We start from the raw sequence: 24,376 nt of genomic DNA, 5'->3' as shown, positions 1-24,376 counted from the left end.
TTACTCGGGTTTCTCTTTCGGTTGCATTTTCACGTGAACGCGCTTGTTGCCGCTGGAAGGGCTGCCGGCCTTGAATAGACCGTTTTTGGTGTCATATTCGATGATGTCGCTCGCGGTCGTGTTTTGTCCCTGCCAGACCAGAGCCTTGTCGTAAAGGATCAGTATTCCGGTTTCCGGGAAATAGTCAGCCCGCCGCGAGGTCCCGTGGATGTCTTCCTTGCCGCCCTCGGGGGTTTGTTTCAGCCGGGTGGGGTTTCCGATAACGACGATTTTTTCGGTTTGCCCGCCTTTTTGGTAGACGGTCATCTGGTCGCCGTAAACCTCCAGGCTGCCTTGCGTGGCTTTCACGTCGCCGACATACACGGTTTCGCCCTTTTTTTCTTCGTAAGTCGCCGTGTTGGCCTCGATGTAAATCGGCTGCTTCGAGTCGCTATCCAAGGCGAATGCGTTTTCGACGGCGAGGAAAGACCATGAGGACGCCAGCAGGCTTAACGAAATAAAGCCGTCGACCCCGACGCGGAGCGCTTGCCGAAAACACTCGGAAAAAGCCTCGCAAGCCTTGCGTTTAGGTCTGCCGCCCGGATCATTCCAGCCGCGGCGGCGGCTTTCAAGGTGTTTCATGCTTTCTCCGTACCTCCGCGAGTATCGTGATTTTCAAGTCGTCGCCGAAATGGACTTGTGCGCCCTTGCCGGTCAATTCGTCCGGCGGGCTCAGTACCTGTACGAATTCGTCGGTTTCGGCATAGTCGTTATCCGGCTGGACTCTGGCGTTCTGCGTGACGATTTTCAGCGTGCGGCCGTGTTCGTCCCGCTCGCGCAGAATAAGAACGTTTCCGTTCAAAAACATGGTATCGCCTTCGTCCGGCATGACGGCGGTATCGGAATGAATGACCCACGGCGGTCCGTTCGATCCGTAGAGCGTCAGAACCGGCTGCACCAGTTCGGTGTGGCTTCCGTCCACGTAATGGGTCAGGTTTTCGGCGAACAGCAATTGCTTGGGGTTGCCGTATTCATCCATCTGCGTCCGGCTCAGGTTTTTCGAATAATAATCGATGGCGCCGTAAGTTCGCGGCCCGGCAGTTTCTTCACCCGGCGCGAAAATGCCGGCCAGCCACCAGGTGAGCAAGGCCAGGGCGCTCAGCGCCAGATAGGTCGCCAGCGATCTCGGAGCGAGCAGGCTCATCAGAAATGGCTCTCGATCACGTCTCTCAGGGTGCCCTGGGCTTGCATGACGAGATCGCAGACTTCCCGGGCGGCGCCCGTCCCTCCGGGGCTGGCCGTCACCCAATGGGCGTGTCGGCGGATGCTGAAGTGGGCGTCGGCCACCGCCACCGCCAGTCCGACCCGGCGCATGATCGGCAGATCCAGCAGATCGTCGCCGACATGGGCGATCTCGTCGGGGGCCAGCGCCAACTGCCGGCGAAGATCGTCGTAGGCGTCCAGCTTGTTCTGGTATCCCTGATAGACATGGCGAATGCCGAGACTCTCCATGCGCAGGGCCACCGATTGCGAATGCCGGCCGGAGATCACCGCCGTCGCCACGCCGGTTCCCTGAAGCAGCTTGATGCCGTGACCGTCGCGGGCATGAAAGCTCTTGTATTCCTGGCCGTGCTGGTCGAAGAAGAGCCGGCCGTCGGTCAGTACGCCGTCCACGTCGAAAATGACCAGGCGGATGCGGGCTGCGCGAGCCAGCACGTCTCGAGGGGCATGTTCGGGCATCAGACCACCCCGGCCCTCAACAAATCGTGCATATTGAGCGCGCCGATCAGCCGGTCGTTCTCGTCTGCGACTAAGAGAGCGCTGATCCGCTTTTCCTCCATGATGCGCACCGACTCCGCGGCCAGCAGTTCGTCCGAAACTTTGGTGCAATATCGTGTCATGACCTCTTTGATCGGAGTGGTGTGAATGTCGCCGGCCTTTTCGAACAATCGCCGGAGGTCGCCATCGGTGAAAATGCCGAGTACTCGATAGTCGCCATCGACGATGGCGGTCATTCCGAGCTTTTTGGCCGTCATTTCCAGAACGGCGTCGCGCACCAGGGCCGTTTCCGGTACCGCCGGAATGTCCGGGCCGGTGTGCATGATGTCCCGCACACGGGTCAGCAAGCGTCGTCCCAGGCTCCCGCCCGGATGGGCGAATGCGAAATCCTCCCGGGTGAATCCGCGCGCTTCCAGCAGCGCTACCGCCAGGGCATCCCCCATCGCCAAAGCCGCAGTCGTGCTGGAGGTGGGGGCGAGACCGAGCGGGCAGGCTTCTTCCTTTACCGAGATGTCGATGTGCACCTGCGACTGCCTGGCCAGCGTGGATTTGGGATTGCCCGTCATGCCGATCAAAGGGACGTCGAGTCGTTTGATCAGGTGCAGGATGGCCAGAATCTCGGGGGTTTCGCCCGAGTTGGACAAGGCCAGAACGATATCGTGCGCGGTGATCATGCCGAAATCGCCATGACTGGCTTCGCCGGGGTGCACGAAGAAGGCGGGAGTGCCGGTGCTCGCCAGCGTGGCGGCGATCTTGCCGCCGACGTGGCCGGATTTGCCCATCCCGGTCACGACGATGCGGCCCTTGCAGGCCAGCATGAGTTCGCAGGCTGTCGCAAAATGACCGTCGATGCGCCCGGCCAAGGCGGCTACCGCTTCGGCTTCGGTCTCTACGACTTTGAGTCCGGCCCGGCACAGGCTCTCTTCGTCGTAGGTCGTCGTGATTGTGGCGCGCTGTGAGCTCGACGTCATGCGTGTGAACCGATCAAAATGGGTCAATTATGCCATGAATATTGCATGCCGATTCCGGATTTTTGCGGCATCGAGATCGGCTCTCGGAGGCGGTCACTCGCGTGTGATGAATGCCAGCTTGGTTATGCCTGCCTTGTGGGCGACGGCCATGGCTTCCGCGACCCGGCCGTACGGAACGGCGGTGTCGGCCTGGAATTGCACGATCAGTTCCGGATCGGCCTGTAGCAGATCGCGCAGCCGTTGTTCCAGCGCTTCGAGCGGCTGCGGCTGATCGTTCAAGATGATCTGGCCCTGGGCATTGATGGCGATGGTGGCGATGTGCTTGTCGGGCGCGGGATCGGTTTTTTCGGTCTTCGGTAGGTCGACTTTCACCGCCTGGGTCAGCAGCGGCGCGGTGACGATGAACACGACCAGCAACACCAGCATGACGTCGACCAGCGGCGTCACGTTGATTTCGCTCATGGCGTCCCGATCGGAGGAGGAATCGGTCTTGAATCCCATGATCATTCGCTCCCGTCGGCTTTAAGACCTGTTTTCACGGCGAGGTTGAGGAAGTCGGTGGCGAAATATTCGAGGTCCGCCTCGGCCAGCTTGATGCGCCTCAGAAAGAAGTTGTAGGCCAGGACCGCCGGAATGGCGGCCGCGATGCCGATGGCCGTGGCGACCAGCGCTTCGCCGATGGGGCCGGCGACTACGTCGAGGCTGGCCGACTTGGCCTGGCCGATGTCCTGCAAGGCGTGCATGATGCCCCATACCGTACCGAACAGCCCGACGAAGGGCGATGTGCTGCCGATGCTGGCGAGCATCGACAATCCTTGCTCCAGATCCTTGCGTTCCTTGCTGATCTGCTGGCGCAGGGATCGCTCCAGAATGGATTCGATATCGCCGCTCCACTCCAGCACGCGCGAAGCATTGCTGCGTACGTCCTTGAGCACGCCGAAGCCGGCGCCGGCGATGCGGCCGATGGCGCTGCTCGAATGCTCCAGGCCGGATGCCGCGGCGAAATCCGGGGCCGCCCAGAAAGCCTTGTCGTAACTGCGGTTGCGCTGGCCGATGCTCCAGAGCGTCCAGATCTTGAAGAAGATGATGCTCCAGGTGACGAGGGAAAATCCGATCAGCACCCACAAGGTGATCTGGACGATGTCGGCGGAGGATATGTGAATCATGCGATGACCTTTCTCAATGTTTCAGTTTGTATTCGACGGGGACGATGACCCAACTGGTCACGGCCTGGTCGCCGCGGCGCGCGGGAATGAAGCGCCAGTTTTTGACCTGATCCACGGTCGCTTCGTCCAGAATCTCGTGGCCGCTACTGTGTTCGATCCTGATTTCGCCCGCCGAGCCGTTCGGCAGCACCTGGACGCGCAGCGTGACCTTGCCTTCCCAACGCCGTTCCAGCGCGATGCGCGGATATCGCGTCGGCGGATTGTTCAAGCCGGGAGATTTATAAGTGGCTTCGACGAACGGTGCGGGTGCGGGAGCTGCCGGCTTGGCCTGGACCGGCGCGGCCGTCGTTTCGACCGGCGCGCTGGCTGCGGGCGTTTCGGCCTGGGAAGGCTCGAGCGTCGGCGCCGGGCGCGTTGCCGGTTTCGGCTTGGGCTTGGGTTTGGGGTTGTCCGGCTTTTTCGGCGCGGGTTTTTCCGGCTTGGGCTCCGGTTTGGGCGGCGGTGGCGGCTGCTGCACTTGCGGCTGGGGCGGCTCGGGACTGGCCTCGGGTTGTGCCGCGATAAGCGAGACTTCCATCAGTTGGGGCGGCGTTTCCGCCGGTTTGGGGTCCGCGTCCGAGCTGAGCCAGGCGACCCAAATCGCGGCATGGAGTACGGCCGCGGCGGCGATCGACAAAGTGGGCTCCAGCCACGAGCAACATCCGTGCTTGGTGTCGGCGAAGATTGAAGTCATATGCAGGTGTGCAAGTGGTAGCTCGGCAGAGGCAAGTGATAATTATTATCAAATAAGAATGCGGTTCAGGTAAATCGGTGATTTTAACTGCACTGGCAGTTTACATACAGTTTCCGGTCGCGGCGTTCTGCATGAATGCGGCGCCGTGACCGGCCGGCCGACGAATATCCGCCAGCCTCCAGCCGGACGGCCGGTATCGTTCGGCAAAATTCAGGCCGCGTGGGGGCGGCGGATCGGGCCGTGTGATATGGTGCAGCGATATCAAGTATAAGCTGGCCGTGGATCAATGCGCTGCGAATGTGCCGTAAAACCCGTCAAGGGGCGACGCCTGGCGCGTTTTCAATACGGACGTAGGGGCAATGTAGGAACGGCTTTCGTCGCCCCACGACATACGACACGCGCGTTCCGCCCGGAATGGCCGTTGACGCGAGATGAAAATGCTCTCGAAAATCCCCGTCGAGCGTCAATCCGGATAGCGCTGCTTGCCCCATCGGACGAGATGCAGCATCCGCTCCAGAGCCCAGCTTGCCAACGGGCGGATAAGGCGGGACAAATCCGCCGACCGGCGTAAGAAAACATTCCGTGCGCGTTCCATCTTCGGTCGAAGTGCGGCGAGATTCACTTCCCGATCCTGGATCGAACCGCGCCGGCGCAACCAGTGCAGCAGGCCGGTCACGTAGAGCGCGAGCGGCATCAAGCCGGCGCAGAACCAAAGAAACCGGCCCGCGGCGCCGAATGCCTCGCCGGTGTGCCAGTGCCATATCCGGCCGATAAAGGTTTGGCCTGCGGTAAACGTATTGGGATTGCGCGCCTCGCGAATCTGCCCGCTCCAGCGGTCGACCCAGACCAGGGTGGAAGGGTGCCTGACGTTCGCATCCCCGGAACGGCGCAGGTTGATGCGGTAGGTGCCGTTTTCCCCGGCGGGCGTCGCGACGCGCCTCAACTCGGCATGCGGAAAAAGCCCCCGCGCGACCAGAACCGCTTCGGCCAGACCGACGGGGCGGCCATTGGGAGCGCCGGTACTGATGATTTCCGGCCCCTCGTCGCCGTGGCCCATATCCGAGGCTCCGAGCATCGTTTCCAGCAGTTTCGGATAAGCCAGGTGGAATCCGGTGAAAGCCAGCAACAGCAGCACAACGGCGCTGGAGAGACCGAGCGCGCGGTGCAGGTCGAGAGCGAATCGCGCCAGGCCGGCATCGTGCCGGACCGCAAAGCTTCGACGAAGCCGGCTGAGACCCGGCCACCACAGATGGAGGCCGGTGCTCGCCGAGACGATCAGCAGCAGCCCCAGGATACCGACGGCGTTCCAGCCGAACCGTCCGAAGTGCAGTTGAGTATGGAGGTCATAAATCCAGGTCGCCGCCGTCCGGCCCCAGAACCGGTTGGCGACGATTTCGGCCGTGTACGGGTTCACCGACACCATGAGTGGCGCATAGAACTCGCCCAAGGTCTCGTAGGGCTTTTCGTACCAGGCGGTGATCAGTCCGTCGCGGGAGCGGGGCATTTCCAGTACCCAAGCGCCATATCGATCCGGATGTGCCTCACGCACGGCCGCCATGATGCGGTCCAGCGGCAGGTATTCGCCTTTCGACTCCTCGATCGTCAATCGAGGATTGAGGAGTTCGTCCAGTTCCTCGCGATAGACGCTGAGACTCCCGCTGAGACCGATCAGGACGAATAGAATGCCGACGCCCAGGGCGAGATAAAGATGGATCCTGCGCCAGGCGGTTCGCGCGAAATTCACGGCGACGGCCGCTTGAGACGGTACAGCGTCGAGATGTCCTCGTCGCCGTGGCCTTCGGCGATGAGCTTGGTGTAATCGGTCATGGCCATTTCGGTGACCGGGAGTTTGAGCCGCAGCTTGTCCGCCATGCCCTTGCAGATGTTCAGATCCTTTTGGTGCAGGGCGAGCTTGAAACCGGGTTTGAAGATGCCCTGCGTCATGGTCGGTCCGCGCTTTTCCAGGAACCAGTTGCCGGCCGCGCCGCCGGAAACGACGTCGATGACCTTGCGCATGTCCAGCCCCAGCGCCGAACCGAACGCCAGGGCTTCGGTCACGGCCTCGTTGATGCCGGCCGCCATGATCTGGTTCACCGCCTTGGCCGCCTGGCCGGCACCCACGTCGCCCATGTGAACGATGCGGCTGCCCATTGTTTCCAGCACCGGCATGGCTCGTTCCAAGGGCTCGAGCCTGCCGCCCACCATGATCGCCAGGGTCCCGTTCTTCGCGCCTTCGACGCCGCCGGTCACCGGCGCGTCGAGGAAGTCCGCACCCTTGTTTTCAGCCAGCCTGGCGGCCTCGCGCGCGGTATCGCTGCTCACCGTGGACATGTCGACGACCACGGTGTGCGGGCGCAGCGCCGGTAAAAGTTCGTGCATCACTTCAAGCACGTCGGCGTCGGCCGAGACGCAGATCAGAATCACGTCGACATGGCCGGCGAGCAGGGCGGGCGAGGCGGCGCACTGCACGCCGAGTTCCTGAGCCAGTGTCATCGCGCTGGCTTCGGTGCGGTTCCAGACGGAAGCCAGATAACCGCCCTTGGCTACGTTCCTTGCCATGTGGGTTCCCATCGCGCCGAGACCGATGAAGCCCGCCTTCATGTCCTTCTTGCTTTCGGTGTTCAATGCCGTTTACTCCTCGAGATAGGTGTAGCTCCGCAGTCCGGCGATCAATTCGCTCTCGAAGCGCTTGCGCCGTTCGGGGGAGATCTGGGCTTCGACCAGCTTCTTGCGGTAGGCGCGCTCCAGGTCTTCCGGGTCGATATGCACGTAGCGCAAGAGGTCGTGGGCGCCGTCGCCCCGCATGGGCTGGACGAATCGGTAGCTGCCGGCGCCGTCGAGTTCGACATTGACCGAATGGGTGTCGCCGAACAAATTGTGCATGTCGCCCAGGATTTCCTGATAGGCGCCGACCAGGAAGATGCCGATGAGATACGGCTCGCTCGGTTTGTGCGCGTGCAGCGGCAAGGTGGTTTCGAGGCTTTGCCGGTCGATGTAGGTATCGATCCGGCCGTCGGAATCGCAGGTCAGGTCCTGGATCACCGCGCGGCGCGTGGGTTCCTCGTTCAGGCGCTGCAGCGGCATGACCGGGAACACCTGCGCGATCGCCCAGGCATCCGGCATGGACTGGAACAGCGAGAAATTGCAGAACACCTTGTCGGCGAGCCGCTCGTTGAGCTCGTCGATCAGCTCGCGATGGGCGCGAAGCCGAATATCGAGGCGTCTGTGAACGGCATGACAAATAGCCGCGTTGAGCCGTTCCGCATCGGCCAGTTCGGCCAGGCTCAGCTTGCCCTGCACGTACATCGCTCGGGCCTCGGCGAGATCGAATTGCGCGTCGTGATACACGCCCAGCGGCGACTCCTGGGGCAGGACGCGCAGCAGGTCGGCCAGATCCTGCAAGGGCTTTGCCCTGATTTCGGCCGGCGGACTGGCATCTTCGGCCACCGATTCGATGTCGATGATATTGGTGACCAGCACCGCATGATGGGCGCTCATGGCGCGTCCCGATTCGGTGATCAGGTTCGGGTGCGGCAGGCCGTATTCGGCGCAGGCTTCGGAGAAGGCGCGCACGATGCTGTGGGCGTATTCGTCGATGCTGTAATTGATGGAGCAGTCGCTGACCGAATGGGTGCCCTCGTAATCGACGCCGAGCCCGCCGCCCACGTCGGCCCAGGCGAGAGGGGCGCCGAGTTCCCGCAATTCGACGTAATAGCGGCTGGCTTCCCGCAGCGCCGTCTTGACGTCGTTGATGTTGGCGACTTGCGAACCCATGTGGAAATGCATCAGTTTGAGCCATTCGAGTCCTTCGGCTTCCCGTAGTTTGACGGTCAGCCTGAGGAGTTCGTTCGCATGCAGGCCGAACTTCGACTTTTCGCCGCCGCTGTTCTGCCATTTGCCGGCGCCGATGCTGGACAGTCTGATGCGGACGCCCAATTGCGGTGCGATCCCCAGATCGCGCGACTCGGAAAGCACCAGTTCCAGTTCGGATAATTTTTCGATGACGATGAAGACGTTCAGCCCGAGGCTGAGTCCGATCAGGGCCAGGCGGATGTAGGATCGGTCCTTGTAGCCGTTGCAGATCACCGTGCCGGCATCGGACAAGGCCAGTATGGCTAAAAGCTCGGATTTGCTGCCGGCTTCCAGTCCCACCGCGGTATGGCCGTTTTTCAGAATGCCCTCGACCACGCTACGCTGCTGATTGACCTTGATCGGGTAGACCGGCGTATAAGTCCCTCGATAATCATGCTCGCGGCGGGCTTTTTCGAAGGCATCGTGCAACAGGCTTACCCGGTCGCGCAGGATATCGGTGAAGCGCACCAGGACCGGCAGCGACAAGCCTTCCTGGCGTACCGCCTGGGCGATGTCGAAGAGATCCGCCGTGCCTTCTGCCGGGTCCTTGGTCGGACGAACGACCACGTGGCCTTCGTCGTTGATGCCGAAGTAGCCTTCTCCCCAGTGCTCGATGGCGTAGGTATCGACCGCTTGCTCTAGACTCCAACTCATTTCGGTGGCCAAGCTCTTTAAAAAAGGTTGAATTATGTGGAAAATCCTTCGATTTTTCCATTGGAGGAACACCATGCTGATCGACGAAAACTGGTTTACCGAGGTTTATCCGAAACACGGGAGCGCGCTCTCTTTGAAGGTGACTGAAAAGCTCCACGAGGAGCAGACGCCGTTTCAGCGTATCGAGATTTACGAGACCGAGTGGCTGGGCACGCTGATGGTCATCGACGGCTGCACGATGGTGTCCGACCGGGACAACTTTCTTTATCACGAGATGATGACCCACCCGGCGCTATACACCCATCCGAATCCGGAAACGGTCTGGATCATCGGCGGCGGCGATTGCGGGAGCCTCAGGGAGGTTCTCAAGCATCCGGAAGTCAAGCGCGCGGTTCAAATCGAGATCGACGAGCGGGTGACCCGTCTGGCCGAGCGCTACTTCCCCGAACTGTGCGAATCGAACGACGATCCCCGCGCCGAGTTGCTCTTCATCGACGGCATTCAATGGGTGAAGGACGCGGCGGCCGACAGCGTCGATCTGATCATCGTGGACAGCACCGACCCGGTGGGGCCGGCGGAAGGTTTGTTCAACGAGGCGTTCTACTGCGAGTGTTTCCGCTGCCTGCGCCAGGACGGGATTCTGGTCCAGCAGAGCGAATCGCCGCTGTTCCACATGCCGCTGATCGAGGCCATGCACGAGACCATGCGTCGGGCGGGATTCCCGCAAACGCGGACCTTGTTCTTTCCGCAGTTCATTTACCCGTCCGGCTGGTGGAGCGGGACTATGGCGGGCAAGTCGGACTTGACCCATTTCCGCGAGGCCGACGCCCGAAACAAACCGTTCGCGACGCGCTACTACAACGCCGAGATCCATAAGGCGGCTATCGTCGCGCCGGAGTTCTTCAGGGCGGCGATGGCTTGAGCGGACGGCGGCCTGTGTTACGATTTGCCGAAAACGACGGGTTTTGAGGAAAAGATCCCATGACTGAAAAAGAAATAAGCGAAGCGCTTTTCAATCTGCGCACCGAAATCGAGCATCTGAAGACCAGCGACCCCGAAGTCAGGGCGCGGCTCGAAACGCTACTGAGCGACCTCGAGCGGCAGCTCGAGGCATCGGAAGACGAGTATCGGCTGCATCTGGTCGACGACATGAAAGAGGCGATTTCGCAGTTCGAAGTCGAGCACCCTCGCGTTACCGGCATCCTCAACGACTTGATGGTTGCTTTGAGCAACCTGGGGATCTGATCCTCGTCCATTTCTCATCGTACGGTCGCCGGGCGAATTGCCGGGGGCTGTTTCGCTTTTTGAGGTTATGGCGCTTGGCCGAGGCGGATTGGCGAAAAACAACTTTTGCCGAGGCCCGGCGTCAGACATTCCGCAAGTAATCCGCTCCCCCGAGTTGGCGCATCTGCCGCAGTATCCACAGTCGGCGGTGCATCACGTAAGCCGAGGGTTTGTCGGCGCGCAAGAGCACGGGGTTGGGCAAGACGGCGGCGAGCAAGGCGGCTTCGTTGGGGTTGAGCTTGGATGCCGGTTTGGCGAAAAAGGCCTCCCCGGCGGCCGAAACGCCGTAAATTCCTTCGCCGAACTGGGCGATGTTCAAATAAGTCTCCAATATCCGCCGCTTCGGCCACATCAATTCGATGAGCGCGGTGAAATACGCCTCCAAAGCCTTGCGGAAGTAATTCCGTCCCGGATAAAGAAACAGATTCTTGGCGACTTGCTGGGAAATGGTACTGGCGCCCCGCACGTTCTTTCTTTGCTGATTGCGCCTCAACGCCTCGCCGATGGCCTTCAGATCGAAGCCGTAATGCCGGTCGAACAACTGGTCCTCGGCAGCGATCACCGCGACCTTGGCGTGAGGCGAAATATCGTCCCAAGACATCCACCGGTAGCGTAGCCGGAATCCCTGTTTGCCTTCGGCGATCGCCAGAAAGTGCGCGCGCAGCATGAACGCGCTGGTCGGCGGCGGGAGCCAGCGCAGCAGGGCCACCGGGACGATGGTCAGGGCGAGGAAGGCCAGGACGAGTTTGCGGAGGATGTTTTTCACGGTCGATTTCAAGGCTGTGGTCTTCAATGTCACAAGGCCCGGAGCGGCGCATTAAAGGATGAAAAGGCGCACAAGCTTGACGGTACAGGCGGGTACAGTGTCCGAGAATTCATGAAAAAACGTTATCGCCTATTACTGTAATGAACTGAATAAAATTGGCAAAACCTATTCAAAATTGAACGGCGCCGATAAAAACAATTGGGGGATCGCGTTTGATGACACAACAGGTGCACACACCGTACCAAAGCCAGTTCTATGCCTGGCTGCTGACGCGTCGCGCGGCGGGCGATACGGTGGAATCGCTCGCCTCCACGCTGGTCGACGCTCAGGTTGACCTCAATCCCCATCAAGTTGAGGCAGCCTTGTTTGCCTGCAAGAACCCATTGTCCCGAGGCGTCCTCCTTGCCGACGAGGTAGGTCTTGGGAAAACGATTGAAGCCGGTCTTGTCATCGCCCAACGCTGGGCCGAACGCCGCCGCCGAATTCTGATCATTGTCCCCGCCAACTTGCGCAAACAGTGGCATCAGGAAATGCAGGACAAGTTCGGTCTGCAAGGCCTGATTCTGGAGGCCAAGAGCTACAACGCCATCCGTAAGCAGGAACGCCGAAATCCTTTTCTGACGTCTTCTTCGCCGATCATTTGTTCGTATCAGTTCGCGAAGGCCAAAGCGGACGATATCGAAGGCATAGCCTGGGACTTGGTGGTGCTCGATGAAGCGCATCGCCTGCGCAACGTCTACAAGACAAGCAACGTCATTGCCAGAACGCTCAAGGATGCGCTGGCGCGCGTCCACTCCAAGGTGCTGCTCACGGCGACGCCGCTGCAAAACTCGCTGCTGGAGCTGTACGGTTTGGTCAGTATCATCGATGACCGGGTATTCGGGGATCTCGACAGTTTCCGGGCGCAGTTCAGCAGTCCGAGCAAGGTACAGTCCTTCGAGAGCCTCCGCACCAGAATTGCAAGCGTTTGCAAGCGTACCCTGCGCCGGCAGGTTCAACCCTACGTGTCCTACGCCGCACGGCGGGCCATCGTTCAAGAATTCACCCCATCCGATGAAGAAAAGGAATTGTCGAACCTGGTGGCCGATTACCTGCGCCGCCCCAATCTCAAGGCCTTACCCGAAGGGCAGCGCCAGCTGATTTCCCTCGTGTTGTGGAAGCTGCTCGCGTCCTCAACCCACGCGATTGCCGGCGCTTTGGAAACCATGGCCAATCGTTTGCAAGGACTGCTCGATGAAGCGCCGGAAATACCCGAGCTCGCCGAAGCGTTGGACGAAGACTACGAGTCTCTGGATGAGACCGCCGACGAATGGGATAGCGGCCCTCTCCCCCGGCCCCTCTCCCAAAGGGAGAGGGGCGTCAAAGCCCCTCCCCCGGCTGGGGGGAGGGGTTGGGGAGAGGGAGAGCGGGCCGCCATCGCGCAAGAAATCGAAGAGCTTCGACAATTCAAGGCCCTTGCCACCAACATTCGCGACAACGCCAAAGGCAAGGCCCTGCTAACAGCCCTCGATCGGGCCTTTGCGGAGCTGGACCGTTTGGGTGCGCCGAAGAAGGCTGTGATATTCACCGAGTCCAGGCGGACGCAGGACTACCTGTGTTCGCTGCTCGCCGACACGAGCTATGGCGAGGGCATTGTCTTGTTCAACGGCACCAACAGCGATGCGCGCGCTCAAGCCATCTACCAAGACTGGCTCAAACGCCACGCGGGCACCGACCGTGTCACAGGCTCCAAGACGGCGGATACCCGCGCCGCACTCGTCGAACATTTCAAGGAACGCGGCACCATCATGATTGCTACCGAGGCGGGCGCCGAAGGTATCAACCTTCAATTCTGCTCCTTGGTCATCAACTTTGACATGCCCTGGAATCCGCAGCGCATCGAGCAGCGTATCGGCCGCTGCCATCGCTATGGGCAGATGTTCGACGTCGTGGTCGTCAACTTCGTCGACCGCAGCAACGAAGCGGATGCTCGCGTTTACGAGCTTTTAGCAGAGAAGTTCCAACTCTTCGAAGGCGTTTTCGGGGCCAGCGATGAAGTGCTCGGCACCATTGGGTCCGGTGTCGATTTCGAACGCCGCATTGCCGAGATCTACAAAAACTGCCGTGATCCGGAAACCATCAAGGCCAGCTTCGAGCAGTTGCAGCTCGATTTGTCCGGCGAGATCAACGAGGCAATGGTCAAGACCCGTCAGCTTCTGCTGGAAAATTTCGATGAGGAGGTTCAAGAAAAATTGCGCATCCGTGCGGAGGACAGCCGCGCAGCACGGGGACGTTACGAACGCATGCTCATGGATCTCACCCAGGCTGAACTGGGCGACTGCGCGGAATTCGATGACGACGGCTTCATACTCCGGCGCTTGCCGGATAAGGAGATTGAAGGCGTGGCCCTCGGACGCTACGAACTGCCCCGGCGCAGCGGTGATGCCCACCTCTACCGGCTCGGCCACCCACTCGCCGAATGGGTGATTCGTCAAGCCAAGAGCCGGCAATTGCCAGGCTGTCGACTCACATTCGATTACGATGCCTACGGCACTCAAGTCACTACGCTCAAGCCGTATCGCGGGAAGTCGGGCTGGCTCACGGTCAAGCTGATCACCGTGGAAGCCTTGGGAAATCGCGAGGAACACTTGATCGTTGCAGCCAGCACGGTCGATGGTGCCGTTCTGGCGGAAGACGATCCGGAAAAAATGTTGCGCTTTCCTGCCGTAGCTTCCCCCTCTCCCCAACCCCTCCCCCCGCCGGGGGGAGGGGCTCATGACTCCCCTCTCCCGCGAGCGAGAGAGGGGGGAAAATGGTACGAACATCAACATGATGCGGACTCCCCTCTCCCGCGAGCGGGAGAGGGGCCGGGGGAGAGGGTGCCGACTGCATTATCCGACGACTTGGAACGACGCAAACAAGTCCTCCTCCATGAAATCAACCAACGTAACCTGAGCTATTTTCAGCAGGAGGTCGAAAAGCTGGATGCATGGGCTGATGACCTGAAGCTGGGACTGGAACAGGAAATCAAGGAGATCGACCGCGAGATCAAGGAAATCCGCCGCACCGCCGCCGTCTCGCCGACGCTTGATGAAAAGCTGCACTGGCAAAAGCGTCAGCGTGAGCTGGAGGGCAAGCGTAATAAGTTGCGCCGGGAATTGTTCAACCGTCAGGATGAAGTCGAATCACAGCGTAACGATCTGATCGCTCAGCTTGAACAACAACTTGGTCAGCAGGTTCAAGAACAAGCATTGTTCACCATCGAGTGGGAGTTGGTATAGATGACAGTCGCTCAATCACGCCCACTTGAGCTTGATCTTCTCTGTCAGAAACTCGATTCAGACTTTTCTAACCGCATCACGGGAACGGGCAACAGTCCGGAAGCTAAACGGAGCAATTTTCTATCCAAAGCGATTGCAGCGTTTGTCCTTCACGAGGAGGCAGGCGCATCTCTGGACGAAGCGGTGGCGGCAAGTATCGATGGTGGCTTCGATCACGGAATCGATTCCGTATTTGTCGCCGCTGATCAAACTATTTGGCTGGTTCAGTCAAAATACAAGGATAAAGGTATGGGCGAGCCCGAATTGGGGGAAGTGTCGAAATTCCGAGACGGTGTTACGGATCTTCTGCACGGAAAATGGGATCGCTTCAATGATGCTCTGCGAGACCGGCAAGCCACTATCACCAATGCCTTAAATAACGAAGCTTGCCGAATACGCGTAGTCTTAGCCTATACGGGCTGACCTGGTCAAGTGATAGCAGACACCCCAGTTAAGCGGCATTGGCCAAATGGCCGTTCTTCTCAAATTCGTCCGGGCTGCGATAACCCAGGAACGAATGCAGACGGCGACAGTTGTAGAACATCGTGATGTGCTCGACGATATCCCGGCGCGCTTCTTCTCGAGTCTGGTAACTCCGCCAATGGACCCGTTCGGATTTGAGCGAGCCAAAGAAGCTCTCGACCACGGCGTTATCCCAACAATCGCCCTTGCGACTCATGCTGCCTGTCATCCCATACGCCTGCAGCAGGCCCCGAAACGCCCGGCTGGCATACTGCACGCCTTGATCAGAATGATGCAGCAGATGACCCCGGGGCGGTTGCCGGCGCCACAGCGCCATCCGGAGCGCGTCACATGCCAAGGCGCTGGTGAGGCGCTTTCCCAGAGACCAACCCACGACCTTGCGGGCGTATAGGTCAATCACGACGGCCAGATACAACCAGCCTTCGGCCGTCCAGACATAGCTGATGTCCGAGGCCCATACCCGGTCCGGCGCTGCTACTCGGAAACCCCGCTGCAGCCGATTCGGAAACACGGGCTGGCTGTGTGCGCTGTTTGTCGTCACCCGATACCGGCGGCGATAGCGCACCCACACCCCAGCCTCGCGCATCAGTCCACGTGCCTGATAGCGGCCGACCCGGTAGCCCAGCCGAGTAAGTTCCCGCGCCATGCGCCGCGAGCCATAAACGTGATCCGATTCGGCCGCCAATTGGCGCACTGCGTCCAGTTTCGCCTGGCGCATCGAATCTGGACCGCGCTGCGGTCGCCGGACGAAGGCGTAGTAGCCCGCCCGGCTCACCCCCGGCACACGGCACAATCGTTTCACGGAATAAGCCTTCTTCGCCTGATCAATGAACTGATATCTCAGCCCACTTCCTTCGCGAAGAAGGCCGCCGCCTTTACCAGAATATCGCGCTCCTGCTTCAGCCTACGGTTCTCGTCCCGCAGTCGCCGCAGCTCTTCCTGCTCTGCCGTCCGTTTGCCATTCCCCCGAAACGCTTCCTGCTCATCCACCCGGTACTCTTGAATCCATCGCCCCAGCATCTTCGGGTTGATCCCCAGGTTGCGACCGGCTTCGGCCTGGGTGTACCCGTGTTCGGTCACCAGCCTCACCGCGTCCAGCTTGAATTCCTTCGTATAGCGTTTTCTTGTCATCATCTCTCACCTCAGTTGTAGAGCTTAACTCCTTAACTCAGGTGTCTGCTGGCATTGGACCACGTCAGGCACAGCAATTTCCGACGACCGGCGACACATCTTTTCTGATCTGGAGCGGGCTTTTAATGGGCCGACTCCCGGCTTCTTACGTTGTTACGCTTATGGACTGGCTACGCTCCACGATTTGCACCTGGACAGCTTGTCCGCTCAGGCAATCGAGGAGGACGTAGAACTGCGTGACTTCGGCTATATACAAGAGCCGTACCGTGCGTTTTATGGGCGTATTGACGCTAAGCGACTTGCTGAACTTTGGGACGAACACCGAGACCGCCTCGTAGAACGAAATCTCCGACGGTTCAAAGGCTCGACGGCAGTCAATGAAGGGTTGAGTGAAACACTTCGGCAGGAAGGACACCACTTCTTCTATTTCAACAATGGCGTAACGTTCCTGTGCGACTCAATTCACGAACAGCATCCAAGAGACGCCTATCGACAAGTTGGAAGATTTCATGTCTGCGGCCTATCAATCATCAACGGCGCCCAAACAGTCGGGGCAATTGTCCGGAAGCCTGTTGCCCACTACGACACCCATCCCGCTGAAGTGCTGGCGACCTTTATATGTTTGGAGAACGCGCCAGATGATTTCGGAGACCGGGTCACTCAGTCACGTAATCGGCAAAACGCCGTAGACTTGGAAGATTTCGCCGCACTCGACGAGCGCCAGTTGATGTGGCGGCAAACATTACAGATGGCGGGCATCGAATATCTCGTGAAGCGCGGCGAGGACGATGCGCTGCTCTCGGAGAGATGTTTCAGCACTCGTGAGGCTGCTCGCATTTTGGCATGCACGGTAACATCAGCGAATTGGCGCGAATTTGTCGTTGCAGCCAAAGGCGACAAGAAGAGGCTGTTCGGGCGAGAGGGTTTCGTTGTCGCGACTGATCCCTTGCGTAAAGCCTATGAGCAGCTTTTTCCCGATTCGCTGACCGCGCGGCAGCTTTGGAGAACGGTTCAGGTCGGCAGGATCGTGTGATCGCGGATTCGAGACAGGGCAGCCTCGGAGCCGGACCCCACGATTCTGCCTGAGTACGTTCTTCCGGCGAGAGAAATTCTGAAGCATGGCGTTTGGTTGCTGTTGCATGTTTTGTTTATACGGCTGCAGCTGCAACACGGTCCGACGTTGGAATTGACAGAAGACGAGCTTAATAAACTATCGATGGAGATGGATATCGTTGCTCAAAAGCTGGTGGAAGTGACTCAGGCCATTCAATGGAATAAGCAGGCACGGAGCATTTTCGAGAACCGAACCGATTGCCGCACATTGAAAGATCGACTGATGGCAGCATTGGCATAGGCATAGCGGAAAATAAGACAGTGATGACGAAGCAAAAACTGGAACTCACCTGGATCGGCAAGGAAAAACGGCCCCGATTGGAGCCGCGTATCCTGCTCGAAGACCCGGAAAAGTCCTACCATGCCAAGTTTCGGAGATTTCCCTCTCCCCCAGCCCCTCTCCCGTATACGGGAGAGGGGAGTGAAAGCCCCTCTCCCCAGCGGGGAGAGGGGTTGGGGAGAGGGGCTCAGCAAGATATCTTCGACAACCGCCTGATCTTCGGCGACAACCTGCTGGCGCTCAAAGCCTTAGAGCAGGAATTCACCGGCAAGGTGAAATGCGTGTTCATCGATCCGCCCTACAACACCGGCAGCGCCTTTACCCACTACGACGACGGGGTGGAGCATTCCATCTGGCTGGGGCTGATGCGCGACCGGCTGGAGATCATCAAGCGGCTGCTGGCCGAGGATGGTTCGTTGTGGATCACGATTGACGACAACGAATGCCATTATTTGAAAGTGTTGTGTGACGAAGTTTTCGGAAGGGCTAATTTCGTTGCGAACCTTGTATGGCAAAAACGAACATCTCGCGAAAACCGTGCAGCCATCGGCTCGTCTCATGACCATATTCTACTTTATGTAAAAAATGGCGCCGTAGCATGGAAGAACTCGCGAAACCTCCTTCCGCCGAAGGATGAAGGTTACTCAAATCCGGACAATGATCCTCGGGGACCATGGCGCTCGATACCATTTAGTGCGCAAGGTTTTCGGCCCAATCAGATGTATCGAATTCAAACGCCGAGCGGGGAATGGCTTGATCCACCCAAGGGCCGCTGTTGGGGAGCAACGGAAGCGGTTTTCAGAGGATACTTAGAAGGCAATCGGGTTTATTTTCCTAATGGAGGTTCGGGGCGACCACGTATAAAACTGTTCCGCGGTGAGGAAAAAGGTCTCGTTCCAATGACATGGTGGAGCGCAGACTTTGCTGGTGATAATGAAGCGGCAAAAAAAGAAATTCTTGCGCTTTTTCCGAATGACGAAGCGTTTGGGACACCAAAGCCGGAAGAATTGCTCAGGCGTATCTTGACCATTGCGACCAATCCCGGCGACCTCATTCTCGACTCCTTCGCCGGCTCCGGCACCACCGGCGCGGTGGCCCACAAAATGGGCCGGCGCTGGATCATGGTTGAGCTGGGCGAACACTGCCATACTCATATCATCCCTCGCCTCAAGAAGGTCATCGACGGCGAAGACCCCGGCGGCATCACCAAGGCCGTGAATTGGCGGGGCGGCGGCGGATTCCGCTACTACAGGCTGGCGCCGACGCTGATCGTCAACGATCGCTGGGGAAATCCGATCGTCAATCCCGCATACAACGCCGCGATGCTGGCGGAAGCCTTGTGCAAGCTGGAAGGGTTTACTTATGCACCTTCGGAAACCCGCTGGTGGCAGCATGGGTTTTCCAGCGAGCGCGATTTCATTTACGTCACCACTCAAAATCTTTCCGCCGAGCAATTGCAGGTGCTTTCCGACGAAATCGGCGGCGCTGCCCTCTCCCCCGACCCCTCTCCCGCGCACGGGAGAGGGGAGCAAGATAAGCCTTTCTCCTTGGCGGAGGGAGGGGAGCAAGATAAGCCCCTCTCCCCGGTGGGGAGAACGAAGCGAGGGGCCGGGGTTGGGGAGAGGGGCGAAACCACGCTGCTGGTGTGCTGCTCGGCCTTCCATGGCGTGACTGCGTCCCAGGCGGCAGAACGCTGGCCGAATCTGACCCTCAAAAAGATTCCGAAAATGGTGCTGGCCCGTTGCGAGTGGGGGCATGACGATTACAGTTTGAACGTGGCGAATCTCCCGATGGCTGCATCCTCAACGCCCTCTCCCCCGGCCCCTCTCCCGCGCACGGGAGAGGGGAGAAAAGGGGGCAAGGCAGAGAACTCAATGACACTGGATTTATTCGAGGAGGAATCATGAATGAGAAACGCCATTCGAGCCCCTCTCCCCGCGGGGAGAGCGAAGCGAGGGGCCGGGGTTGGGGAGAGGGGGCAAATCAACTCGAACATGCCAAGTTCCTCCGGTCCAACCAAACCGAGGCGGAACAGCGGCTTTGGTATTACCTGCGCGCCCATCGCTTCATGGGATTGAAGTTCAAACGCCAAAAACCCATTGGCCCGTTCATTGCGGATTTTGTCTGTCTGGATTACCGCCTAGTGATCGAAGCCGACGGCGGGCAGCACGGCAACGACGCGGATATACATCGCGACGCATGGTTCCAAGCGCACGGCTTTACGGTGCTCCGATTCTGGAATCACGAAATCTTGGGGCAAACCGAGGCTGTTTTGGAGCGTATTCGCCAAACGGTTACTGCATGCTCTCCAGAACTGAGTGAGGCTAACGGTAGCCAACAAACCAAAAGGCTGTCCTGTAAGCGGCCGGCTGTTCAAAGGGAAGACGTATGAAACGCGATCAGGCGCTATCGCTGCTGGCGCGCAGCAAGCCCGTGCTGGCCGAGCGTTATGGGGTTACCCGGCTGGCTTTGTTCGGCTCCACCGCGCGCGATACGGCGCGCCCGGACAGCGATGTGGACGTGCTGGTGGCCTTCGATGGCGCGGCCAGTTCCGCGCGCTACTTCGGCGTGCAGTTCTATCTGGAGGACGCTTTGGGTTGCCCGGTCGATCTGGTCACCGAAAAAGCGCTGCGCAAGGAACTGCGCCCGTACATCGAGCGGGAGGCCGTCGATGTCTGACGCCATGCCGCGCGAGTGGCGCTTTTATCTGGACGACATGATCGGCTTTGTGGAAAAGGTGCTGGCTTATACCCGCGGCCTCGATCAGGCAGCTTTTGAGGCCAGCGGGCTGAACTATGACGCCACGCTGCGCAATCTGGAGCTGATTGGCGAAGCGGCGACGCACATTCCGGAATCGGTGCGACAGGCCCATCCGGAGATTCCATGGCGCATGATCGTCGCCACCCGGAATCGCCTGATTCATGGCTATCTCGGCATCGATAACGATACCGTGTGGAGCATCGTCCGGGACGACGTGCCGAATCTTCTGCAACAATTGAAGCTGATGCGGGAGAAGTCGGCATGAATCGGGTCTTTCACCACGTCAGCGGCCGTCTGTCGCTTCGCCCGCCGCAAGCGGAATCGCTTTCGCGTCTGGTACGCGCCATCGGAGCGTCGCCGGCGCTCTTGCGTCATGAGCAGGACGTCCCGGCGATCCTCGCCGCGCTAAAGGCGGAGTTTCCAACCCTGGAGGACTTCGAGCGTGAATTTCCCTCGCTCTGTTTTGCCTTGGCGACCGGCGTGGGCAAGACCCGCTTGATGGGCGCGTTTATCGCCTACCTGCATCTGACGCACGGCTTGAGCAATTTTTTCGTCCTGGCCCCGAATCTGACGATCTACAACAAACTGATCACGGACTTCACGCGCAACACGCCGAAGTACGTGTTCAAGGGCATTGCGGAGTTTGCCCAGCGGCCGCCGCTGATCATCACGGGCGACAACTACGACCAGACCGGCGCCGCCGTGGACGATCGGACCTTGGGGTTCGGCCATGACGTCCGCATCAACATCTTCAACATTTCCAAGATCAACTCCGAGGTGAGGGGAGGCAAGGAGCCGCGCATCAAGCGGATGAGGGAAGTGCTGGGTGATAGCTACTTCAACCATCTGGCGAATCTCCCCGACCTCGTGCTGCTCATGGACGAATCGCACCGCTACCGCGCTCAGGCGGGCATGCGGTCGATCAACGAGTTGAAACCGCTGTTTGGCCTGGAACTGACCGCCACGCCTTTCGTGGAATCCTCGCGCGGGCCGGTGCCGTTCAAGAATGTGGTGATGGACTATCCGCTGGCGCGGGCGATGGAGGACGGCTTCGTCAAGGAACCTGCCGTAGTCACCCAGCGCAATTTCGATCCCAAGGCGCACACGCCGGAAGAAATCGAGAAAACCAAGCTGGAAGACGGCGTGCGCCTGCACGAGACCACCAAGGTCGAACTGCTCACCTATGCCCGCGAGAACGGCGTCAAGGCGGTCAAGCCCTTCATGCTCGTGATCGCGCGCGATACCACGCACGCGGCGCAACTTTTGACGCTGTTGGAATCGGACGCCTTTTACGAAGGTCGTTATCGCGGCAAGGCGATCCAGGTGGATTCCAGCCGTACCGGTGCGGAAGAGGAGGAAATGATCACTCGGCTTCTGGCCGTGGAAAGCGTGGACGAGCCGACCGAGATCGTGATTCACGTCAACATGCTCAAGGAAGGCTGGGACGTGACCAACCTCTACACCATCGTGCCGCTGCGTGCCGCCAATGCAGGAACACTGATCGAGCAATCCATCGGCCGCGGTTTGCGTCTGCCCTACGGCAAACGAACGGGCGTGGCCGCGGTGGACCGGTTGAACATCGTCGCCCACGACAAGTTCCAGGCGATCATCGACGAAGCGAACCGTGGCGACTCGCCGATTCGTCTCAAGCAAGTCATTCTCGATGCGCCGAGCGCCGACGATAAGAAAGTCAGTGTGCAGGTCGGATCGGGGGTGATGGCGCGGCTGGGGTTGACCCTCTCCCCCGGCCCCTCTCCCGCACACGGGAGAGGGGAGCGCGAAAAAAATCTCGCTCCTTGGGGAGAGATGGTGGAGAGAGGGGAAGCCGTGTTTACTACGGATTCCGAGCGGCAAGCGGCGCGCGTCGTGTTGGAGGTCATAGGCCGCTACGAAGTCAGGCGCGATTTGGTGCCGACCAGCAGCGCTCTGCTCAAGCCTCAGGTGCAAAACGAGATACTGGCTGAGGTGTCTGAGCGGCTTAAACCCGTGCAGGCCGGCTTATTTGCGGATGAAAGCTTCGATCTGGCCGCCGTGGTGGCCAAGACCACGGAAGTCGTCGTGCAACAAACCATCGATATCCCGCGCATTGTCGTCGTGCCGACTGGCGAAGTCACAGCCGGCTTTCACCCGTTCAAGCTCGACGTCAGCCAATTGCACTTGCAACCGGGTGAACGCGAGATCATTGGCCAGATGCTGCGCACCAACGAACAGTTCACCTTGGCGGCGGAAATCGGACTGAAGGAGCAGCGGCTGGAGGACTATATCGTTCATGCGCTCGTGGATTTCGATGATATCGATTATTTCACGCACGCCGACTTGCTCTACGATCTGGCAGGGCAACTGGTGCAGCACCTCCTGAGCTACCTCGCCGAAGAGGAGGCTCGCAGCGTGCTGGATCGGGATCGTCGCCTGATCGCTCGGGAAATCCATGCCCAGATGATGACGCACTTCCGGGAAGAGGCGACCGAGTACGAAGTTCAGGTCAGCCGTGGTTTTACCGAACTGAAGCCTTGCAATTACACCGCCGCGGCGGGGCAAACGGCGCATCACTTCCGCGAAACCGTCACCGAAACCAGCCGCATCAAGCAAATGCTGTTCGGTGGTTTTGCGCGCTGTCTTTACCCGCTGCAAAAATTCGATTCCGACACCGAGCGGCGCTTCGCCGTCATCCTGGAGCGGGATGCGCTGAAATGGTTCAAACCGGCGAAGGGCCAGTTCCAGATTTACTACAAGCTAGGTACCGAGCAGCCCGAATATATCCCGGACTTCGTGGCTGAAACGGACAAGGTCGTCTTGATGGTGGAAACCAAAGCTCGGACCGACATCGATACGCAAGAGGTACAAGCCAAGGCCAGTTCCGCTTCGCGTTGGTGTCAACACGCATCGAATCATGCTGCGGCGGTCGGTGCAAAGTCATGGAAGTATCTCCTCGTGCCGCATGACGAGATTGTCGAGGCGAAGCGATTGGTTGATTTTTTACGGTTCGAAGTGAAAGTGTAAAGTCCCGCCCAATGAAAGACCGGCAGAGGATTGTCGATGAATACCGAGTGTTGAACGTATTCTGGCGGTCCTCGATGCATCCGTGTTGCAGCTCGTCGAAACCTTTTACGTTATGAGGATCGCTGAATGGGCGGATAGAAATATTATTGCCGAGTTGCCGATCACACTGTCCGTCGGTTTTGGTCGATCCATAGCGGTTGCTATGGCTTTAAAGTTGACTCGAACGCCGTAGCTGGCCAGAATACATCATTTTTCCGACCGATTTAAGTGGCGTCTCAGCAAAACAACATGACTGGCGGGAAGGCGGGCGACGAAGTTCTGGTTTCCATCAGAAATCTCACGTTCAGTCGCGGTAGCCGCAAGATTTTCGACGGCGTCAATCTCGACATTCCCAGAGGCAAGGTTACCGCCATCATGGGGCCTAGCGGCACCGGCAAGACCACGCTCCTGAAACTGATCGGCGGTCAACTGAGACCGGACAGCGGCACTGTCTGCGTGGACGGGCGCGTGGTGCACGATCTCCGTCTCGGCCAGTTGTACGAGTTGCGCAAAAAGATGGGAATGCTCTTTCAGACCGGCGCTCTTCTAACCGATCTCAGCGTGTTCGAAAACGTCGCTTTTCCGCTCCGGGAGCATACCAATCTGCCCGAATCCATGATCAGAAGCCTGGTTTTGATGAAGCTGCAGGCGGTGGGGCTGCGAGGCGCCCGCGATCTGATGCCGGCGCAGTTGTCGGGCGGCATGGCGAGACGGGTGGCGTTGGCGCGGGCCATAACCCTCGATCCGATGATGATCATGTATGACGAGCCGTTTACCGGACAGGACCCGATCTCGATGGGCGTGCTGGTGAAGCTGATCCGCGATCTGAACCGGGGCTTGGGGCTCACCAGCATCGTCGTCTCCCACGACGTCGAGGAAACCGCGTCCATTGCCGATTACATCTATCTCATCTCCGAAGGCAAAGTGGTCGGCCAAGGTACGCCCGATGCGATCCGTCATTCGGAGTCGCCGTGGATCTCGCAGTTCATGGGCGGCATGGCGGATGGGCCGGTGCCGTTCCATTATCCGGCTCCCGATTACGCGGCCGACCTGCTTGAATCCCGTATTTGAAATCAGACTGCCGCCG

24 protein-coding genes are annotated in these 24,376 nt (G+C 59.3%); 12 read left to right on the top strand and 12 right to left on the bottom strand.

Annotated elements, in window-relative coordinates; genetic code table 11:
* From lptA to speA, 10 genes are all read right to left on the bottom strand, one after another.
* On the bottom strand, positions 1 to 621 hold the full coding sequence (lptA, locus tag ACWJKU_RS12020) for a lipopolysaccharide transport periplasmic protein LptA (protein ID WP_454142538.1): 621 nt from the start codon (positions 619 to 621) through the stop codon (positions 1 to 3).
* Positions 608 to 1,183, bottom strand: a complete 576-nt coding sequence (gene lptC / locus ACWJKU_RS12015; protein WP_454142537.1) for an LPS export ABC transporter periplasmic protein LptC — start codon at positions 1,181 to 1,183, stop codon at positions 608 to 610. The genes lptA and lptC overlap by 14 nt, the downstream gene beginning before the upstream one ends.
* Positions 1,183 to 1,719, bottom strand: coding sequence for a 3-deoxy-manno-octulosonate-8-phosphatase KdsC (kdsC, locus tag ACWJKU_RS12010; protein ID WP_454142536.1), 537 nt, complete (start codon positions 1,717 to 1,719; stop codon positions 1,183 to 1,185). The genes lptC and kdsC overlap by 1 nt, the downstream gene beginning before the upstream one ends.
* Entirely contained in the window at positions 1,719 to 2,729 is a 1,011-nt protein-coding gene (locus tag ACWJKU_RS12005) for a KpsF/GutQ family sugar-phosphate isomerase (protein WP_454142535.1), read from the bottom strand. The genes kdsC and ACWJKU_RS12005 overlap by 1 nt, the downstream gene beginning before the upstream one ends.
* Before the next feature lie 93 nt (positions 2,730 to 2,822).
* A complete protein-coding gene (locus ACWJKU_RS12000) occupies positions 2,823 to 3,230 on the bottom strand; it encodes an ExbD/TolR family protein (protein WP_454142534.1) in 408 nt (135 codons plus the stop codon).
* Between the two features lie 2 nt (positions 3,231 to 3,232).
* Entirely contained in the window at positions 3,233 to 3,895 is a 663-nt protein-coding gene (locus ACWJKU_RS11995) for a MotA/TolQ/ExbB proton channel family protein (protein ID WP_454142533.1), read from the bottom strand.
* 13 nt (positions 3,896 to 3,908) lie between these two features.
* A complete protein-coding gene (locus ACWJKU_RS11990; RefSeq protein WP_454142532.1) occupies positions 3,909 to 4,628 on the bottom strand; it encodes an energy transducer TonB in 720 nt (239 codons plus the stop codon).
* 463 nt (positions 4,629 to 5,091) lie between these two features.
* Entirely contained in the window at positions 5,092 to 6,372 is a 1,281-nt protein-coding gene (locus ACWJKU_RS11985) for a PepSY-associated TM helix domain-containing protein (protein ID WP_454142531.1), read from the bottom strand.
* Positions 6,369 to 7,229 (bottom strand): NAD(P)-dependent oxidoreductase, encoded by an 861-nt coding sequence (locus tag ACWJKU_RS11980; protein ID WP_454148127.1) that lies wholly within the window; start codon positions 7,227 to 7,229, stop codon positions 6,369 to 6,371. The genes ACWJKU_RS11985 and ACWJKU_RS11980 overlap by 4 nt, the downstream gene beginning before the upstream one ends.
* Positions 7,230 to 7,259: 30 nt before the next feature.
* Entirely contained in the window at positions 7,260 to 9,134 is a 1,875-nt protein-coding gene (speA, locus tag ACWJKU_RS11975; protein WP_454142530.1) for a biosynthetic arginine decarboxylase, read from the bottom strand.
* Between the two features lie 73 nt (positions 9,135 to 9,207).
* Between speA and speE the strand changes: the two genes are divergently transcribed.
* A complete protein-coding gene (speE, locus tag ACWJKU_RS11970; protein ID WP_454142529.1) occupies positions 9,208 to 10,056 on the top strand; it encodes a polyamine aminopropyltransferase in 849 nt (282 codons plus the stop codon).
* 59 nt (positions 10,057 to 10,115) lie between these two features.
* Positions 10,116 to 10,379, top strand: coding sequence for a DUF4404 family protein (locus ACWJKU_RS11965; protein ID WP_454142528.1), 264 nt, complete (start codon positions 10,116 to 10,118; stop codon positions 10,377 to 10,379).
* A 121-nt stretch (positions 10,380 to 10,500) separates the two neighbouring features.
* Here ACWJKU_RS11965 and mtgA read toward each other — a convergent pair whose 3' ends face one another.
* Positions 10,501 to 11,184 carry a monofunctional biosynthetic peptidoglycan transglycosylase gene (gene mtgA, locus ACWJKU_RS11960; RefSeq protein ID WP_454142527.1) on the bottom strand — a complete coding sequence of 228 codons (684 nt, stop codon included), beginning with the start codon at positions 11,182 to 11,184 and terminating at the stop codon, positions 10,501 to 10,503.
* Positions 11,185 to 11,399: 215 nt separating this feature from the next.
* Between mtgA and ACWJKU_RS11955 the strand changes: the two genes are divergently transcribed.
* Together ACWJKU_RS11955 and ACWJKU_RS11950 are read left to right on the top strand one after the other, a co-directional pair.
* The gene (locus ACWJKU_RS11955; protein ID WP_454142526.1) at positions 11,400 to 14,444 is read left to right on the top strand and encodes an SNF2-related protein; all 3,045 of its coding nucleotides are present in this window, start codon (positions 11,400 to 11,402) and stop codon (positions 14,442 to 14,444) included.
* Complete coding sequence (locus ACWJKU_RS11950; protein WP_454142525.1) at positions 14,445 to 14,906, top strand: hypothetical protein; 462 nt, start codon at positions 14,445 to 14,447, stop codon at positions 14,904 to 14,906.
* 28 nt (positions 14,907 to 14,934) lie between these two features.
* On the opposite strand, the gene ACWJKU_RS11945 is transcribed toward ACWJKU_RS11950, so the two are convergent.
* Positions 14,935 to 16,100, bottom strand: a protein-coding gene (locus ACWJKU_RS11945) for an IS3 family transposase (RefSeq protein WP_454142524.1) whose coding sequence is annotated in 2 segments (ribosomal slippage) — positions 14,935 to 15,845 and positions 15,845 to 16,100 — 1,167 coding nt in all. Because the reading frame shifts where the segments join, the coding sequence is not laid out codon by codon here.
* A 181-nt stretch (positions 16,101 to 16,281) separates the two neighbouring features.
* Here ACWJKU_RS11945 and ACWJKU_RS11940 point away from each other — a divergent pair.
* From ACWJKU_RS11940 to ACWJKU_RS11905, 8 genes are all read left to right on the top strand, one after another.
* Positions 16,282 to 17,130 carry an AIPR family protein gene (locus tag ACWJKU_RS11940; protein WP_454142523.1) on the top strand — a complete coding sequence of 283 codons (849 nt, stop codon included), beginning with the start codon at positions 16,282 to 16,284 and terminating at the stop codon, positions 17,128 to 17,130.
* Between the two features lie 96 nt (positions 17,131 to 17,226).
* Positions 17,227 to 17,451: a hypothetical protein gene (locus ACWJKU_RS11935; protein WP_454142522.1), complete on the top strand. Its 225-nt coding sequence runs from the start codon at positions 17,227 to 17,229 to the stop codon at positions 17,449 to 17,451.
* Between the two features lie 23 nt (positions 17,452 to 17,474).
* The gene (locus ACWJKU_RS11930; protein ID WP_454148124.1) at positions 17,475 to 19,397 is read left to right on the top strand and encodes a site-specific DNA-methyltransferase; all 1,923 of its coding nucleotides are present in this window, start codon (positions 17,475 to 17,477) and stop codon (positions 19,395 to 19,397) included.
* Positions 19,394 to 19,882, top strand: a complete 489-nt coding sequence (locus ACWJKU_RS11925; RefSeq protein WP_454142521.1) for an endonuclease domain-containing protein — start codon at positions 19,394 to 19,396, stop codon at positions 19,880 to 19,882. Before ACWJKU_RS11930 ends, ACWJKU_RS11925 begins: the two co-directional genes overlap by 4 nt.
* Positions 19,879 to 20,169, top strand: coding sequence for a nucleotidyltransferase family protein (locus ACWJKU_RS11920; protein ID WP_454142520.1), 291 nt, complete (start codon positions 19,879 to 19,881; stop codon positions 20,167 to 20,169). Before ACWJKU_RS11925 ends, ACWJKU_RS11920 begins: the two co-directional genes overlap by 4 nt.
* Positions 20,162 to 20,515 carry a HepT-like ribonuclease domain-containing protein gene (locus ACWJKU_RS11915; RefSeq protein WP_454142519.1) on the top strand — a complete coding sequence of 118 codons (354 nt, stop codon included), beginning with the start codon at positions 20,162 to 20,164 and terminating at the stop codon, positions 20,513 to 20,515. Before ACWJKU_RS11920 ends, ACWJKU_RS11915 begins: the two co-directional genes overlap by 8 nt.
* A complete protein-coding gene (locus tag ACWJKU_RS11910) occupies positions 20,512 to 23,250 on the top strand; it encodes a DEAD/DEAH box helicase family protein (protein ID WP_454142518.1) in 2,739 nt (912 codons plus the stop codon). The genes ACWJKU_RS11915 and ACWJKU_RS11910 overlap by 4 nt, the downstream gene beginning before the upstream one ends.
* Before the next feature lie 288 nt (positions 23,251 to 23,538).
* Positions 23,539 to 24,360: an ABC transporter ATP-binding protein gene (locus ACWJKU_RS11905; RefSeq protein ID WP_454142517.1), complete on the top strand. Its 822-nt coding sequence runs from the start codon at positions 23,539 to 23,541 to the stop codon at positions 24,358 to 24,360.
* Positions 24,361 to 24,376 lie beyond the last annotated feature (16 nt).

It is taken from the genome of Methylocaldum sp. MU1018 (assembly GCF_053646775.1).
This window is presented reverse-complemented; position numbering and strand designations above follow the sequence as displayed.